Raw genomic sequence first — 15,882 nt, 5'->3', positions numbered from 1 at the left:
GGAACGGACCGGCCGGCGGCTGCCGTCCCCGGGCCGCGACGGCGCCACGGACCCGGGACGGGCTCACTGGAAGTCCCGCGACCGGGTCCGCACCGACAAGGGCAGGTGCTCGATCCGGTCCGCCACGAGGTTCACGACCCCGTCCGGTGACCGCTCGAGGATGCCCCGCACGACCACGGCGGGTGACTCCCGTGCCACCCGCCGGTACCGGCCCCACACCCCGACGCTGCAGATCACGTTGACCAGTCCGGTCTCGTCCTCGACGTTCATGAACGTGATCCCCGAGGCCGTCGCCGGACGCTGCCGATGGGTGACGATCCCACCGACCTCGACGCGCCGCCCGGTCTCCGCCGTCGCGGTGTCGAGCACGCTGAGCGCCCCGCGGGCGTCGAGGCGCGGTCGCACGTGCCGCACGGGGTGGTCGTCGGTGGTCATGCCCGTCGACCACATGTCGGCGATCAGGACGTCCCCGCTCGTCATCTGCCCGAAGAGCGGCGGCTGCACCGTCACCTGCGTGTCGGGCAGTTGGTCCGGGCGCTCGGCTGCGGCCTGCGCGGCGGACCACATGCCGCTGCGCCGGTCGATGCCGAGCCCGGCGAAGGCGTCCGCCGCCGCAAGTGCCTCCAGCTGCGCCGTGGTCAGACGTACGCGGCGTGCCAGGTCGGACATGTCGGTGAACGGGCCGTGCGCATCGCGTTCGGCGACGATCGCCTCGGCGCTCTTCCGCCCCAGCGAGGCCACCTCGGCCAGGCCCAGGCGGACCGCGAAGGCCCCGTCGCGGCGGTGCTCGGCGGTGTCGTCCGGACGGGAGGCGTCGAACGGCAGCACGGGCGGCTGCTCCTCGGCCAGGCACGTGTCCGGACCGCCTCCGGTCCCGGCGTCGCTGCCCTCGCCGTCGCCGTCGCCGCTGCCGTTGCCGTTGCCGTTGCCGCCCGAGGCATCACCGTCGCTACCGTCACCGTGCAGGGGTTCCAGCGTCGCGTCGACGCCCGAGCGCAGGATGTCGGGCCGGAGCACCCGCACCCCGTGCCGTCGGGCGTCCGCCACCAGGGTCTGCGGCGAGTAGAACCCCATCGGCTGCGCCCGGAGCAGCGCTGCCAGGAACGCCCCGGGGTAGTGCAGGCGCATCCACGCGCTCGCGTAGACGATGAGCGCGAAGCTGATCGAGTGGCTCTCCGCGAAGCCGAAGTTCGCGAACGCCTGGATCTTGGCGTAGATCGCGTCGGCGTCCGCACCGTGGATGTCGTTCGCCGCCATCCCCGCGTAGAGCTTCTCGCGCAGCCGCTCGATCTTCTCGAGGCCCCGCTTCGAGCCCATCGCCCGGCGGAGCAGGTCGGCGTCGTCCCCCGAGCACCCGCCCACGGCGATGGCCATCTGCATGAGCTGCTCCTGGAACAGCGGCACCCCGAGCGTCCGCTCGAGCACGGGCTCGAGCGACGGGTGGATGTAGGTGATCGGTTCCTCGCCCGTGCGTCGTCGGATGTACGGGTGCACGGCACCGCCCTGGATTGGTCCGGGCCGCACCAGGGCGACCTCGATGACCAGGTCGTAGAACCGTCGGGGCAGCAGCCGCGGCAACGTCCCCATCTGCGCGCGGGACTCCACCTGGAACACCCCGATCGTGTCCGCCCGGCACAGCTGGTCGTAGACGCCCTGTTCCTCCTTCGGGATGGAGTGCATGTCCCAGCGCTCCCCGCAGTGCTCATCGGCCAGGTCGAACGCGTACTGCAACGCCGCGAGCATCCCCAGTCCGAGCATGTCGAACTTCACGAGCCCCATGTACGCGCAGTCGTCCTTGTCCCACTGCAGCACGGTCCGGCCGTCCATCCGGGCGTGCTCGATCGGGACGACCTCGCCCACGGGGCGGTCGGTGAGGACCATGCCCCCGGAGTGGATGCCGAGGTGCCGCGGGAACCCGAGCACCTGCTGGGCCATGTCGACCACGGTGTCCGGGATGTCGTGGTCCTGGCTCTCGGTCACCGACCCCCACCGCTCGACCTGCTTCGACCAGGCGTCCTGCTGCCCGGGGCTGTGCCCGAGCGCCTTCGCCATGTCCCGGACGGCCCCCTTCGGCCGGTAGGTGATGACGTTCGCGACCTGGGCGGCGTTGAAGCGCCCGTACTTCTCGTAGACGTACTGGATCACCTCTTCACGGCGGTCCGAGTCGAAGTCCACGTCGATGTCCGGCTCCTCGTCGCGCATGGCCGACAGGAACCGCTCGAACGGCAGCCCGTACCGGATCGAGTCCACCGCGGTGATCTCGAGCAGGTAGCAGACCGCCGAGTTCGCCGCCGATCCGCGGCCCTGGCAGAGGATGCCCCGCTGCCGGGCGTACTGCACCATGTCCCGCACGATCAGGAAGTAGCCGGGGAAGTCCTTGTCCGCGATGACGGAGAGCTCCCGCTCGATGCGTTCGCGCTTCTGCGGGTCGACGCCGTCCGCGCTGCCCGGGTAGAACCGCCGTGCCCCACGCCAGGTGAGTTCCCGGAGCCACGACATCGTGGTGTGCCCCTCCGGCACCTCGACGTCGGGCAGGCCGGGCTTGGCGGTCCGGAGCCGGAAGCCGAGCTCGTCGGCCAGCTCGACGCTCGTCTCCACCGCCCCCGGGTAGCGCGCGAAGCGCCGGGCCATCTCGGCGCCCGAGCGCAGGTGGGCGGTCGGTGCCGCCGGCAGCCAGCCGTCGATCTCGTCCAGGCTCCTCCGGGCCCGCACGGCCGCCAGCGCGGTCGCCACCGGGAAGCGGTCGGGGGTCGCGTAGTGCACGTTCCCCGTCGCCACGACCGGCAACCCGTGCCGTGCGGCGAGCCCCGCGAGGAGGTCGTTCCGGGCGGTGTCGAGCGGTTCGCCGTGGTCGGTGAGCTCGACGACGACCCCGGCCGTGCCGAACCGGTCGAGCAGCGCGCGCAGCGCCACGTCCGCCGCGGACTCGCCCCCGTGCTCGAGGGCCTGGCGCACCGTGCCCTTCCGGCAGCCGGTCAGGACCCGCCAGTGCCCGTCCGCCTGCGCCGCGAGCTCGTCGAGGTCGTACTGCGGCCGCCCCTTCTCGGCACCGACCGCCAGGTGCGCCCGGGTGACCGCAGCGGCGAGCCGGTGGTAGCCGTCCTGGCCGTCGGCGAGCAGCAGCAGGTGCGTGCCCTCGGGGTCTGGCACGCCGTTCTGCGGCTCGGTCAGCCCGAGGGACAGCTCGGTGCCGTACACGGTCGTCACGGTCGGGTACGCCTCGGCCACCTCGGCCATCCGGGCGGCGCCGTAGAACCCGTCGTGGTCGGTCAGAGCGAGGCCGTGCAGGTGCAGGCGCGCGGCCTCCTCGACCAGGTGCTCGGGACCGCTCGCCCCGTCGAGGAAGCTGAAGGTCGAGTGCGCGTGCAGTTCGGCGTACGGCACGACCGGGGCGTCGTCGTCCGACGCCGTCGGCGGTGGGACGTACCGGGACCGCTTGCGCGACCACGCCGGGCTGTCGCCGCCGTCTCCGGCGTGTGCGCTGTCCGGGCGCTTGTCCGACAGGGCACGCTCGAACTGCGACCACGGGATGGGTGGGTTGCTGTACCCCATCAGGACTCCTTCACGTCGCGACCGCCTCGGCCCACCACCGGTGGTCGGCGAGCACCAGGTACCAGGCGCGGCCGTCACCGTCGACGAGCTGCAGTCGGTGCAGCCGCCGTCCCCCCGCCTCCCACCAGCGCACGACGAGTGGCCATGGCCCGGCCCACGCGGTCACCGGGGCGAACCGCCCGCCACGCTCACCCTCGGCCCGGAACCGCTCGGGAGCGCCGGTGAGGGATCCGCGCTCGTCGACGTCGACGCTGTCGCCCCCTGCCGCCACGACGTCCACCGGTCGGGGTCGCTCGAGGACGGTCGCCGGGGGCGGCCCGGGCAGCCTGCCGGGCCACGGGCGGTCGCGCACCGTCGCCAGTGCCCGCTCTCCCCCGACGGGCGCGTCTCCCCACGGCACGAGCACGACGCGTTCGGCCAGGGTCCGGCCGCCGCCGATCCGCGGGGTCACCACCCCGTCGTGCCCGACGAGCCCCTGCACGCGGGCGAGGGCATGGTGCACGCGCTCATCGGGGCCGGTGCCCCAGAGTCCGCGCTCGTGGTTCGCGGCGTCGTCGACCGCGACCGGCTCGAGCATGACCTGGACCACGGGTGCCTCGAGCCCCGTCGGGTCCACGCCGCCGGCGAGCTGCCACCGCACCCGGTCGACCACGTCGGCGGCGTCGAACCAGCGCGGGTGCACCCAGGTCCGCTCGAGCAGCAGGTCGCGCTCGTCGACGATGCCCACGCGGATCGTGGTGGCGACCAACCCGGCCGCTCGCAGTCGGGCGGCGAAGTCGTCCGCCGACCGCCGGAACGCGAACGCCACCTGGTCGGCGCGGTCGAGCGGGGGTTCGAAGGACGCCTCGACCCGGAGCTCGGGCGGCACCGCACGTGCAGTGACCGCTCGCGGGTCGCGACCGCCGGCGAGCCGGTGCAGGAACGCCCCGGCGACGCCGAAGCGGTCCCGCACCTGCTCGTCACCGAGTGCCGCGAAGTCACCGAGCGTGCCGACGCCCAGCCGCCCGAGCACCATCGCCAGGTCGGGGTCGCCGAGCACGCCGAGCGGTAGGTCCGCCAGGAACGCCGCGGAGCCACCGACGGGGACGATCCGCACCCGCTCCCCCGGCCGCACCGGTCTCGCCCGCGCCGCCTGCTCCGCCGCGAACGGCGTGTCCGCCACCCCGGCTCGCACGCCGGGGGCGCCGTGGTCGGCCGCGATGCCCGCGAGTGTCGCCGCCGCCGCCCGTTCACCGCCGTAGTAGCGCGCCGGCCCGCGGGAGCGCAGGGCGACCGTGCCGGGCCGCAGGACCTCGACCCCGGGGACCGCCTCCTCGATCGCGCGGATGACGGGTTCGAACGCTCGGTGGTCGAGCGCGTCGTCGTACGGCTCGACCACGAGCTCAGGGCAGCGCGCCTGGGCCTCGCGCACGCGGAGCCCCCGGACGACCCCCTGCTGCCGGGCACTGGCCGAGCTGGCGAACACCAGCCCCTTCGCGACCAGGGCGAACGGGTGGTCGGGCGGTGAGCCGGCCGCTCGGGCGGCAGCGATCACGGGCCAGTCCGGGCACCACAGCACGATCGTGCGGGCGGGCGGTGGCTCGGGCAGGGCGCCACCGCGCGCCAGGGCGTCAGCGCGCACCGCACCCGGACCGGGTGTCCCGGCGCCGCCGCTCCTGGCGGGTGCCAGGGGGGCGGCCGCCCGTGCCCGTCCGCGGGGGCTCACGACGCCACCGCGACGGGACGCAGCACGCGCGGCGAGTCCACGCCACCGGAAGCGCCGGCAGCGCCGACCACCGCGGGTCGCACCGCACCGTCGGCCGCCGGCAGCAGCAGGTCGGCGCTGACCGGTCGTCCCGCTCCCGCGCGGCCGGATGCCGTCACCGTGGCCCGGCGCTCCGCCAGGTGCCCGTGGCCGTCGCCGATCCCGCTCCACACCGACTCCGTCACCCGCAGCGTGACGTCGGCGCCCGGCCAGGACCCGAGCGCGACGAGCGCTCCACCGCGCTGTCGCAGCCGTGCGGAGAGCCGCGAGACGTCACCGGGCGCCACCCGCCCGAGCGGCCGGGTCAGGACGATCTGGGCGACGTCTGCGAGCGCCGCGGTCACGGTGAGCCACTGGTCGCCCGGATCGGGGACGAGCACGAGCCGTTCGAGGTCGATGCCCATCGCCGCAGCGGCCTCGACCCCGAAGGACGGCACGCCGACGACGGCGCACCAGGCACCCTCGGCCGAGGCTGCCTGCAGCATGGTCATCGCGAGGAGCACCGACTCCTGCACGGCGTAGGCCCCGCCGACCCGGATCGCACCACCCGGCAGCAGGGGCTGCAGCGCCGTGGCGGTGGGCAGCCCCTGGACGTCGACGCGGGGTGCTTCCATCTCGGCCACGCGGGAGCGCAGTGCCGTGATCCGCTCGAGCGCTGCCCGGGCGTCGCCCAGGTGATCGACGCGTCGGGTCGGCCGGCCCGCCCCGGACCGAACGGCGGGGCGAGCAGGGGCATCGTGCCCGGACGCCCCCTCGGCCCCGGGCGACAGGAGTGCCGCCGCCGTCTGCATGCCCTCATATTCGAACATGTGTTCGATGATGTCAACCGGGTCCGACATCCGGTGGACAGTCCTTCGAACACCCCTTCGACACGGCGGGGTCGCGAACCGGTTCCGTCGTTCCCGACGGACCGGACGGCTCACCAGCGAGCTGTGACCCCCAGCGCGCTGAACACCGACCGTGTCTTCGTCTCCACCTCGTCCGCCTCGTCCGCCGCGACCGAGGACCACGTCACCGCTCCCCCGGCCCCGTACGACCGCGACCGCTCGGCACCCCGGTCGTCGAGGACCGTCACCAGTGTGCGGATGGCCACCGACAGGTCGACCGACCCGTCCGCCGAGAAGTACCCGACCGCACCGGAGTACACGCCCCGCGGTGCGTCCTCGAGCCGGTCGGCGACGGCCATCGCGCTGATCTTGGGCGCCCCGGTCATCGACCCCGGCGGGAACGCCGCGCGCACGACCGCTGCCCGTGCAGTGCCCGGCGGCAGCACCGCCGAGACCGTCGACACGAGCTGGTGCACGCTCGCGTAGGTCTCGACGTCGCAGAGCCGCTCCACGTGCACCGACCCCGGCACCGCGGTGCGGAGCAGGTCGTTCCGGAGCAGGTCGACGATCATGACGTTCTCGGCTCGGTCCTTCGCACTCGCCATCAGCCCGGCCCGCACGACGGCGTCGCGCTCCGGGTCGGGGTCACGGCGCCGCGTGCCCTTGATCGGCTCCGCGACGACCGTGTCGTCCGCTCCGACGCGCAGGAACCGCTCCGGTGACCGGCTCGCCACCCGCAGGGGGCCGAGCCGCAGGTAGGCACCGAACGGGACGGGGTCGGCGCGGCGCAGTCGCAGGTACTCGTCCAGGTGTGGGTCCGCACCGGGGGCGACCCGTGCCTCCCGTCCGACCGCGCCGACCGCGCCGACCGCGAAGACGGTGGTGAGGCACACCTGGAAGGCGTTCCCCTCTCGGATCTCCGCGCGACAGGTCTCGACCGCGGCCTCGTAGGCGGCGCGCGACACCCGCCCGGTGGCGCCGACCGGGAGGCCCGTGGCTGCGTCCGGCAGGCCGCCCCGCGTGACGGACACGTGCGGCTCGTCGAGCCACGCCCGGTTCGCCGCGCTGGCCGCCGGCTCGTCGTCGGTCACCAGCGCGAGCGCCCAGGCACGGCCGTCGGCGTGCACGACGACGGCCCGGTCGACGAACCGCAGGTCCGCGTCGGCGTGCCCGTCGGCCGTGCGGTCCGGGCCACCGGACTCGCGGCCGAGCTCGTAGCCGAGGAACCCGACCCACCCGAGCGCGAAGCCGCACCCGACCACGGGAGCTGCGAGCGCCGGCGTCCGGTCGAGCAGGTCACCCAGCACGGCGAACGCCGGGCGGTCCTCGACGCGGGAGGTCCCGAACCACCGCTCGGCGGCGGGCGGGACGTCCACGACGGCACGGCGGCCCTCGTGCCGGAACCGGGTCGCGAACGGACCGTCCGTCTGCGCGAGGACGGACCAGCGGGCGCGCTCGTGGGCGGTGTCGGGAGCGCCGTCGGGCAACCCGGAGTCGAGCCAGACGACGTCACCGTGGGACGCGTCGGCCAGGGCTCCGAGGTCCGGGGTCCCGTCCAGACGGCGTGCGACGACCCGGGGTCCGGTCAGACGGCGGCGATCGTCCACGAGGCTGCGTGCGCGGCGCCGGGGTCGAGCACGACGAGGCCCGCGTCCTCGCCGGCGTTGAACGCGTCCGGCGCGCAGGTCATGGGCTCCACGGCGAGGCCGACGCGGTGGTACTCCGGCACGACGTGGTCTGCGGTGTGCACCTGCGCCCACCCGCACTCGGGCCCGAACGACACCCGCACGCCACGCCCGTCCACGGCGGTGAGCACGATGGTGGCGAGCCCCTCGGCGTCACGCTCGAAGCCGGTGAAGGCGTGGTCGATGAACCGGTCGCCGATCGGGGTCGCGGTGCGCAGGTCGAACTCGTCGTGCACGGGTGCGAGGCCGGTCGGGACGAGACGGTCCTCGGTGACCTCGAGCACCTGCGACGCGGGCAGGGTGAGGGTCCAGTCGTCGACACGCCCCTCGCCGGCGACGAGGTACGGGTGCGGGCCGGTCCCCCACGGCGCTGCACCGGCGCCGGTGTTCGTGCCGGTGATCGTGGTGTGCAGCCCGTCGCCGTCGACGCGGTACTCGACGAGGACGTCGACGCGGAACGGGTAGCCCTCCTGCGCGGGCACCGTCGTGGCGAGGACGGCGCGGTCCGGCTCGTGGGCGACGATGCGGAAGTCGGTCCAGGCGACGAGCCCGTGCAGGGCGTGGTGCCGCTTCGGCTCCGTCAGGGCGAGCTCGTGCTCCTGCCCGCCGAAGGTGTAGCGGCCGTCGACGACCCGGTTCGGCCACGGCGCGAGGACGGCGCCGCGGAACGCCGGACGGACCTCGTCTGCGGCGAACGGCACGACCAGGTCGCGGTCTTCGGCGCGGAGCGTCCGGAGCGATGCCCCCACCGACGCGATCTCGGCGGTGTACCCACCGGCGGTGATCGTCAGGGCGGATCCGGACAGGGGCGCGTCGTTCATGCGCATCAGCGTAGTGGCGCGGGAGCCGTCGACCGGACGCGACCGGAACGCGCCGCAACAACGACAGAACCCCGCGGTTGTGACCGTGTCACTGCCGCGGGGTTCTGATGCTCGGGTGGATCTGAGGGGACTCGAACCCCTGACCCCCTGCATGCCATGCAGGTGCGCTACCAGCTGCGCCACAGACCCATGTTCACTTGCTCGGCGTGTTCTCCGTTCCCGGAGGCACCATGAAAGCGTACACCACGCGAACGCCGGGTGACGAAATCAGCTCCGTCACCCGGGCGCGTCGCGCCTACGCCGTGTGGTCGACGGGCAGCTCGAGCGGGATGGTCGGGCAGTCCGACCAGAGGCGCTCGAGCGAGTAGTACTGGCGGTCTTCCTCGTGGAAGACGTGCACGACGACGTCGCCGAAGTCGATGAGGACCCAACGGCCCTCGGTCCGCCCCTCGCGACGGAGGGGCTTGGCGCCGGCGGCGATCATGCGGTCCTCGACCTCGTCCGCGATGGCGAGCACGTTGCGCTCGTTCCGACCGGTCGCGAGCAGGAACACGTCGGTGAGCTGCAGCGGCCCGGTCACGTCGAGGGCGACGAGGTCTTCGGCCTGCTTCGCGTCGGCCGCCTGGGCGGCGATCTGCACGAGTTCCAGTGCGCGTGAGGAGGCGGTCACGGAGTCCTTCCGGTCGTCGGACCCACGATCGGTGGGTCCGTGTGGTGGGTCCTGATCATAAGCCACCCCGCCGACAGCGGCCAGGGCGGGCTCGGCCGGAGCGGCGGGGTGATCAGGATGGCGTGTGCGGAGCGAGGGCTCAGCCGCCGAAGTGCGTGGTGAGCAGGGCGACGATGATGACACCCGCCGCGGCCAGCCCGACGGCACCGACCGTGACACCGAGGATCACCGGCGTGCGGGACTCCTTCGGCTTCGCGGCAGCGAGCACGACCTGACGGGTCGACGTGTGGCTCGACACCGCACGGCTCGCCCGCACGGGGCTCGCGTCGGTCTCGGGCTGCTCGTCGTGCTGCTCGAGCAGACGGTCGACCTCGGCGCCGTCGATCGGCCGGTGCGACCCGGTCGACGACAGCGATGCGGGCAGGTCGATCGACCCGGTGAGGATGACCTCGCCCGTGGCGTTGAGGGCGCCGGTCGGGTCCGCGAGCGCCGAGTCGGGCAGGACGATCGAGTTCGTGTCCTGGACGGCGACGCGACGGGTGCCGGTCGTGTCGTGGACCTCGGCGTCGTCGGCCTGCTGCGACCAGTGCCCGGCGGGCGGCTCGAAGACGGTGGTGACCGGCTTCGGCTCCGAGCGTCGCTGGAACGCCGCGGGCACGCGTGGCGCCTCGCCGTCGTCGTCACGCCGCGCCGTGGCCGGCGTCGGGCGCTGGACGGGCACCTCGTTCGTGTCGTCGTCGAGCGAGAGCGGGAAGACCACGGGGGTCGAGGACGAGGGCGTCGGCGGGAGCCCCTCGGACGGCTCGGGGTCCTCGGTGGTCGGCGTCACCGGGTCGGCGTCGTCGTCCTCCGGCGGTGCCCAGGTCGAACGGTGCCGCCGGGGCTCCTCGGCGTGCGCGACGGCCTCGCTCAGGGACTCGACGGCGTCGGGCGAACCGTCGGCCTCGGTCGCCTGCGCGACGGCTGCTGCGTCGAGGTGCTCGGGAGCGTCCTCTCCGCTGCCGTCCTGCTCGGCCTCGGACTCGTCACGCTCGGTCGGCTCGGTACCGGCCCGGTCGGAGTCCGTGGGCGGGGACCCGGCAGTGCGCTCCGACACGTCCTGCTGCTCGTCGACGGCGGGCCGGTCCGTCTCGGACTCCGCCTGCGACGTCGAGGCGGGCGCGGGCAGGAGCGGGACCACGGCCGAGCGGCCTGCGGCCTGCGCGGGACGGACGCGCTGGGCGTCCTCGCCGAGGCGGTCCACGGAACCGATGACGTCCTGCACGGTCCGGTCGGACGACTGCGGGGTGGGCGCCTGCAGCGGGACCGGCTGCACGGCCTGCCCCTCGGCCTCGCGCATGAGCCGGAGCTGGCGACGGGTGAGCCCACCGGTGCCCGGGACGATCTCGGTCGCCGAGGCCGGAGCCGGGGCAAGCGGGAACACGCCGCCCGTCGAGCCGGGTGCACCACCGCTGGTCGGCCGGGCCGCGGACTGCGCCGGGCCGCTCGGCGACGGCGCGACGTGTGAGCCGGGGCGGCGTCGGGCCTCGGGCTGGTCGGTCGACGCCGCGACCGTGGGCGGCGGCGTGACCGGCTGCCCGCCGGCCGCGGCGGCACGCTCCCGCTCGCGCGCCTGGCGCCGCGAGAGTGGCGGCTGCGCGTCGGACGAACTCATGCAACGCTCCGATACAGATGGTGCTTGGAGATGTACTGGACGACACCGTCTGGGACCAAGTACCACACGGGGTGGCCACGCCTGACCCGGTCGCGGCAATCGGTCGAGGATATCGCCAGGGCGGGGACTTCGAGCAAGCTCACGTCACGTTCGGGCAGTCCGGTGATGCTGAGATCGTGGCCCGGCCGGGTGACCGCGACGAAGTGCGCGAGGTCCCACAACCCATCATGATCCTTCCAGTCGAGGATCTGCTGAACGGCGTCCGCGCCCGAGATGAAGACGAGCTGCGCGTCCGGACGCTGCTCGTGCAGGTCGCGGAGCGTGTCGATCGTGTAGGTCGGCCCCGGGCGGTCGATGTCGACACGGCTGACCGTGAACATCGGGTTCGACGCCGTGGCGACGACGGTCATCAGGTACCGGTGCTCGGCGTCGGTGACGCCCGACTTCATGTACGGCTGACCGGTGGGGACGAAGACGACCTCGTCCAGGTCGAACGCACGGGCGACCTCGGACGCGGCCACGAGGTGGCCGTGGTGGATGGGGTCGAACGTGCCACCCATCACACCGATGCGTGGGCGCCCCGTGCTCTCGAGCATCGAGCGGCGCGTCAGAGCTTGGTGTGACCGAACTCGTCGACACCCGTCTCGTGGTGGCGGGTGGCCTCGAACTTGTGCGAGTGACGGTACGCCACGTCGCGGAAGCTCCACGTGACGAACCCGAGGAAGGTGAAGAACAGGGCGCCGACGAGCGGGAAGACGTAGGCGGGGACCCCGGAGGCGTGCTCTGCGGCTTCAGCGAGGAAGGTCATCGGTCCGGTGCTCCGTTCGATCGGGTGGGAAGTCGCCGCCCAGTCTAGCCGCGGATCTGTCCATGCCCGCGCACGATCCACTTGGTGCTCGTGAGTTCGGGCAGGCCCATCGGCCCCCGCGCGTGCAGCTTCTGCGTCGAGATGCCCACCTCGGCACCGAAGCCGAACTCCCCGCCGTCGGTGAACCGGGTCGAGGCGTTCGCCATCACCACCGCCGAGTCGACGCCCGCCAGGAACCGTTCCGCCGTGTCGACGTCGTTCGTCACGATCGACTCGGTGTGGTGCGTCGACCACCGGGCGATGTGCGCCATCGCGGCGTCGACGTCGGGCACGACCCGGATCGACAGGTCGAGGTCCATCGACTCGGTCGCCCAGTCGGCCTCGGTCGCCCGCAGCACACCCGGCACGATCACGCGTGTCGCGTCGTCGCCCCGCAGGGTCACCCCGGCGGCACGGAGCCGGTCGGCGAGCACCGGCAGCAACCGCTCGGCGGCCTGCTGGTGCACGAGGAGGGTCTCGAGGGCGTTGCAGACGCTCGGACGCTGCACCTTGCTGTTGAGGACGATGTCCACCGATCGCTCGAGCGGCGCCGACGCGTCGAGGAAGACGTGCACCACGCCGGCACCCGTCTCGATCACGGGCACCTGCGACTCGGTGACCACGGTCTGGATGAGCGACGCGCTCCCCCGCGGGACGAGCACGTCGACCAGCCCACGGGCACGCATGAGGTCCGTCGCGCCCTGCCGCCCGAACTCGTCGATGGTCTGGACGAGGTCGGCGGGCAGCCCGACCGAGGCGACCGCCTGCCGGATGCGCTCGACGAGCTCCGCGTTCGTGCGCTGGGCCGCCGACCCGCCTCGGAGCACCACCGCGTTGCCGCTCTTCAGCGCGAGCGCGGCGATGTCGACGGTGACGTTGGGCCGTGCCTCGTAGATGGCACCGACGACGCCGAAGGGGACACGGATCTGCGTGAGCTGCAGGCCGTTCGGCAGCCGCGAACCGCGCACGTGCTCACCGACCGGATCCGTCAGCCCGACCACGTGCTCCACCGCCGCGGCCAACGCCTCGATCCGGGCGGCATCGAGACGCAGGCGGTCCAGGAGCCCCGACGAGAGCCCGCCGTCCTCACCCGCCACGAGGTCCTCGTGGTTCGCGGCGACGATGGCGTCCGCCCCCGCACGGACCGCTGCTGCCACTGCACGCAGGGCCTCGTCCTTGACCGCGGTGGTGGCCGTCGCGAGTGCCGACGAGGCGTCGCGCGCTGCGACGAGCTTGTCGGAGAGGGAGGGAGCGGTGGCGGTCGACGACATGGTCCGATACTAGGTCGACCCCCCGTCCCGTGACGCTGCTCGCGTCACAGCTGTGGAGTGGACCGGGAGGCGCCGCGCCTGTGCCGGACTCCGCTCACGTCTCCGAGGGGTGCTCCCACCGACCCGGGCGCCGCGAGGCGCCGGCGTCCGTCCGGGACGGACCGGCTCCGCCGAGACGGTCCCGTACCGTGCGGCGTCTCGACGGGGTGACGGTGTCCCGCGTGGTGGGCGGCGTCTCGCGCACCCACGTCGTCCGGCGGGCCGACGTGGCGGGCCTGCCCCGCGCCTCCCGGCCGGCGGCCGACCTGTGCGGCAGTAGAACCGTGCCGCGGCAGACCCGTGCCGCGGCAGACCCGACCGACGGCAGACCCGTGCCGCGGCAGACCCGACCGACGGCAGGACCGTGCCGCGGCAGACCGGATCAGCCGCAGACCGTCAGCTGCGCGGCGCCGCGTGGAACCAGGTGCCGACGTGCTCCCCGGCGAGCGCGCGGTCGACCAACGAGGTCGCCGTCACGAGCACCGCGGTGCCCGCCTCGGCCGCCAGGCGGGCCGCGGCGACCTTCGTCCCGGCTCCCCCGGTGCCGACCCCGGCCTTGCCCACGGACCCGAAGGTCACCCCTGCGAGCTCGTCACCGAACGGGACTTCGTCGATGGGTCGGGCGTCCGGGTGCTCCGGGGGCCGCGTGTAGAGCGACTCGACGTCCGACAGCAGCACGAGGGCGTCGGCCCCGAGCAGGCGCGCGACGAGCGCCGCGAGCCGGTCGTTGTCGCCGAAGCGGATCTCGTGCGTGGCGACCGTGTCGTTCTCGTTCACGATGGGCAGCACCCGCAGGGCGAGCAGCCGGTCGACGGCACGCTGGGCGTTCACCCGGTGCGTCGGGTTCTGCAGGTCCCCAGCGGTGAGCAGGATCTGCGCCGCGACGATCCCGTGCCGGTCGAGCTCCTTCTGGTACCGGAACATGAGGACGTTCTGCCCGGTCGCAGCCGCCGCCTGCTGGGTGGCGAGGTCGTCCGGACGCCCCTCGAGCCCCAGGAAGGGGAAGCCCGTCGCGATGGCACCGGACGACACGAGGACGACCTCGGTCCCCCGCGCGTGTGCCGCGGCGAGGGCGTCGACGAGTGCCGCGATCTGGCCGGTGTTGGCGCCGCTCACCGAAGACGAGCCGACCTTGACCACGAGGCGACGCGCACGCGGCACGTCCTCCCGCCGGGTGACGGGGCCGAGGTCGGTGCGCGCGCTCGTGTCGGTCATGCCGTGGTCAGTCCTCGTCGGTGCGGGCGTCGTCGTCGGCCCACAGCCCGGAGACGCGCTCCTGCTCGAGCTCGGCGCGCGCGGCGGCCTTGGCGTCCATGCGCTCGAAGTACTCCTCGCGGCGCTCGTTGCGGGTCGGACGCGACGAACCACCGACGCGGGCGTCGGTGCCACGGGCGCTGGTGATGAGCTCGGCGGTCGACGTGAGCGTGGGCTCCCAGTCGAACACCATGCCGCCGTCGCCACCGATGACGACGGTGGAACCGGCGACGGCCCCGGCCTTGAACAGGCCGTCCTCGACGCCGAGCTTGGCGAGCCGGTCGGCCAGGTAGCCGATCGCCTCCTCGTTGGTGAAGTCGGTCTGCGTGACCCAACGCTCGGGCTTCGCGCCGCGGACCCGGTAGAAGCGGTGCTCCTCGCCACCCTCGGCGCGCACGGTGAAGGGCTTCTCGTCCACGGCCTTCGGGCGGAGGACGATGCGCTCCTGCTCGGGGGCGGCGGGACGGTCGGCCCGGGCCTGCTCGACGACCTCGGCCAGCGCGAAGGTCAACTCGCGGAGGCCCTTGCGGGAGGCGGTCGAGATCGGGAAGACGCGGTACCCGCGTTCCTCGAGTTCCGCGGTGACGAACTCGGCGAGCTCGGCGGCCTCGGGCACGTCGACCTTGTTCAGGGCGACGAGCTGCGGGCGTTCGAGCAGCGGGGTCTGTCCCTCGGGAACCGGGTAGCGCTCGAGCTCGCCGAGGATGACGTCGAGGTCGGAGATCGGGTCGCGACCGGGGTCGAGCGTGGCGCAGTCGATCACGTGCAGCAGCGCCTCGCAGCGCTCGACGTGGCGCAGGAACTCGAGCCCGAGGCCCTTGCCCTCGGACGCGCCCTCGATCAGGCCGGGCACGTCGGCGACGGTGAAGCGGACCTCGCCCGACTCGACGACCCCGAGGTTCGGCGTCAGCGTCGTGAACGGGTAGTCGGCGATCTTCGGCTTCGCGGCCGAGATCGCGGCGATGAGCGAGGACTTGCCGGCGCTCGGGAAGCCGACCAGGGCGACGTCGGCGATCGTCTTCAGCTCGAGGCTGACGTCGCCGGTCCATCCCGGGGTGCCGAGCAGCGCGAAGCCCGGGGCCTTGCGCTTCGTGGTCGCGAGCGCGGCGTTGCCGAGACCGCCCTGGCCGCCGGGGGCGACGACGACGCGCATGCCCGGCTCGGTCATGTCGGCGAGGACCTCGCCGTCCTCGTCGTGCACGACGGTGCCGATCGGTACGGGGAGCTCGAGGGTCTCCCCGCTCACACCGCTGCGCATGTCGCCCATGCCCGGCTGGCCGTTGCGCGACGACCGGTGCGGCGAGCGGTGGTAGCCGAGCAGGGTCGTCACCTGCGGGTCGGCGACGAGGACGATGTCGCCGCCGTCGCCGCCGTTGCCGCCGTCGGGGCCGGCGAGGGGCTTGAACTTCTCACGGCGGACCGACACGCAGCCGTTGCCGCCGTTCCCCGCGGTGAGGTGCAGGGTCACGCGGTCGACAAAGGTCGCCATGGGTCCACTCCTAGGTGTTGCTGGTGTTG

12 protein-coding genes and 1 tRNA gene are annotated in these 15,882 nt (G+C 73.6%); all 13 read right to left on the bottom strand.

What is annotated here, in order from left to right; all coding sequences use genetic code 11:
- Nucleotides 1–63: 63 nt before the first annotated feature.
- The 13 genes from DEJ22_RS04930 to obgE all read right to left on the bottom strand — a co-directional run bounded on the left by DEJ22_RS04930 (nucleotide 64) and on the right by obgE (nucleotide 15,853).
- A complete protein-coding gene (locus tag DEJ22_RS04930) occupies nucleotides 64–3,552 on the bottom strand; it encodes an error-prone DNA polymerase (protein ID WP_111227537.1) in 3,489 nt (1,162 codons plus the stop codon).
- A 10-nt stretch (nucleotides 3,553–3,562) separates the two neighbouring features.
- A complete protein-coding gene (locus tag DEJ22_RS04925; protein ID WP_258379648.1) occupies nucleotides 3,563–5,173 on the bottom strand; it encodes a DNA polymerase Y family protein in 1,611 nt (536 codons plus the stop codon).
- 80 nt (nucleotides 5,174–5,253) lie between these two features.
- Nucleotides 5,254–6,105 (bottom strand): DnaE2-dependent mutagenesis accessory factor ImuA', encoded by an 852-nt coding sequence (gene imuA', locus DEJ22_RS04920; protein ID WP_181430870.1) that lies wholly within the window; start codon nucleotides 6,103–6,105, stop codon nucleotides 5,254–5,256.
- Nucleotides 6,106–6,215: 110 nt separating this feature from the next.
- Complete coding sequence (locus tag DEJ22_RS04915; RefSeq protein WP_181430872.1) at nucleotides 6,216–7,730, bottom strand: anthranilate synthase component I family protein; 1,515 nt, start codon at nucleotides 7,728–7,730, stop codon at nucleotides 6,216–6,218.
- Nucleotides 7,709–8,629: an aldose 1-epimerase family protein gene (locus tag DEJ22_RS04910; protein WP_181430874.1), complete on the bottom strand. Its 921-nt coding sequence runs from the start codon at nucleotides 8,627–8,629 to the stop codon at nucleotides 7,709–7,711. The genes DEJ22_RS04915 and DEJ22_RS04910 overlap by 22 nt, the downstream gene beginning before the upstream one ends.
- A 116-nt stretch (nucleotides 8,630–8,745) precedes the next feature.
- Nucleotides 8,746–8,818, bottom strand: a tRNA-Ala gene (locus DEJ22_RS04905).
- Between the two features lie 106 nt (nucleotides 8,819–8,924).
- Nucleotides 8,925–9,299, bottom strand: coding sequence for a ribosome silencing factor (gene rsfS, locus DEJ22_RS04900; protein WP_111227540.1), 375 nt, complete (start codon nucleotides 9,297–9,299; stop codon nucleotides 8,925–8,927).
- 139 nt (nucleotides 9,300–9,438) lie between these two features.
- Complete coding sequence (locus tag DEJ22_RS04895; RefSeq protein WP_111227541.1) at nucleotides 9,439–10,953, bottom strand: hypothetical protein; 1,515 nt, start codon at nucleotides 10,951–10,953, stop codon at nucleotides 9,439–9,441.
- Nucleotides 10,950–11,549: a nicotinate-nucleotide adenylyltransferase gene (gene nadD / locus DEJ22_RS04890; RefSeq protein WP_111227542.1), complete on the bottom strand. Its 600-nt coding sequence runs from the start codon at nucleotides 11,547–11,549 to the stop codon at nucleotides 10,950–10,952. The genes DEJ22_RS04895 and nadD overlap by 4 nt, the downstream gene beginning before the upstream one ends.
- Nucleotides 11,550–11,560: 11 nt before the next feature.
- Entirely contained in the window at nucleotides 11,561–11,761 is a 201-nt protein-coding gene (locus DEJ22_RS04885) for a hypothetical protein (RefSeq protein ID WP_111227543.1), read from the bottom strand.
- 44 nt (nucleotides 11,762–11,805) lie between these two features.
- The gene (locus DEJ22_RS04880) at nucleotides 11,806–13,071 is read right to left on the bottom strand and encodes a glutamate-5-semialdehyde dehydrogenase (RefSeq protein ID WP_111227544.1); all 1,266 of its coding nucleotides are present in this window, start codon (nucleotides 13,069–13,071) and stop codon (nucleotides 11,806–11,808) included.
- Nucleotides 13,072–13,506: 435 nt separating this feature from the next.
- On the bottom strand, nucleotides 13,507–14,325 hold the full coding sequence (proB, locus tag DEJ22_RS04875) for a glutamate 5-kinase (RefSeq protein ID WP_258379649.1): 819 nt from the start codon (nucleotides 14,323–14,325) through the stop codon (nucleotides 13,507–13,509).
- Nucleotides 14,326–14,332: 7 nt separating this feature from the next.
- Nucleotides 14,333–15,853 (bottom strand): GTPase ObgE, encoded by a 1,521-nt coding sequence (obgE, locus tag DEJ22_RS04870; protein ID WP_111227545.1) that lies wholly within the window; start codon nucleotides 15,851–15,853, stop codon nucleotides 14,333–14,335.
- Nucleotides 15,854–15,882 lie beyond the last annotated feature (29 nt).

Source organism: Curtobacterium sp. MCSS17_007 (assembly GCF_003234175.2).
In the GTDB taxonomy this organism is placed as follows: domain Bacteria; phylum Actinomycetota; class Actinomycetes; order Actinomycetales; family Microbacteriaceae; genus Curtobacterium.
This window is presented reverse-complemented; position numbering and strand designations above follow the sequence as displayed.

What these genes read in the sequence shown, in the direction of transcription:
- DEJ22_RS04930 (WP_111227537.1), bottom strand. Translation starts at nt 3,552, where the DNA reads ATGGGGTACAGCAACCCACCCATCCCGTGGTCGCAGTTCGAGCGTGCC.
- imuA' (WP_181430870.1), bottom strand. Translation starts at nt 6,105, where the DNA reads ATGTTCGAATATGAGGGCATGCAGACGGCGGCGGCACTCCTGTCGCCC.
- DEJ22_RS04910 (WP_181430874.1), bottom strand. Translation starts at nt 8,629, where the DNA reads ATGAACGACGCGCCCCTGTCCGGATCCGCCCTGACGATCACCGCCGGT.
- DEJ22_RS04895 (WP_111227541.1), bottom strand. Translation starts at nt 10,953, where the DNA reads ATGAGTTCGTCCGACGCGCAGCCGCCACTCTCGCGGCGCCAGGCGCGC.
- nadD (WP_111227542.1), bottom strand. Translation starts at nt 11,549, where the DNA reads ATGCTCGAGAGCACGGGGCGCCCACGCATCGGTGTGATGGGTGGCACG.
- DEJ22_RS04885 (WP_111227543.1), bottom strand. Translation starts at nt 11,761, where the DNA reads ATGACCTTCCTCGCTGAAGCCGCAGAGCACGCCTCCGGGGTCCCCGCC.
- DEJ22_RS04880 (WP_111227544.1), bottom strand. Translation starts at nt 13,071, where the DNA reads ATGTCGTCGACCGCCACCGCTCCCTCCCTCTCCGACAAGCTCGTCGCA.
- proB (WP_258379649.1), bottom strand. Translation starts at nt 14,325, where the DNA reads ATGACCGACACGAGCGCGCGCACCGACCTCGGCCCCGTCACCCGGCGG.
- obgE (WP_111227545.1), bottom strand. Translation starts at nt 15,853, where the DNA reads ATGGCGACCTTTGTCGACCGCGTGACCCTGCACCTCACCGCGGGGAAC.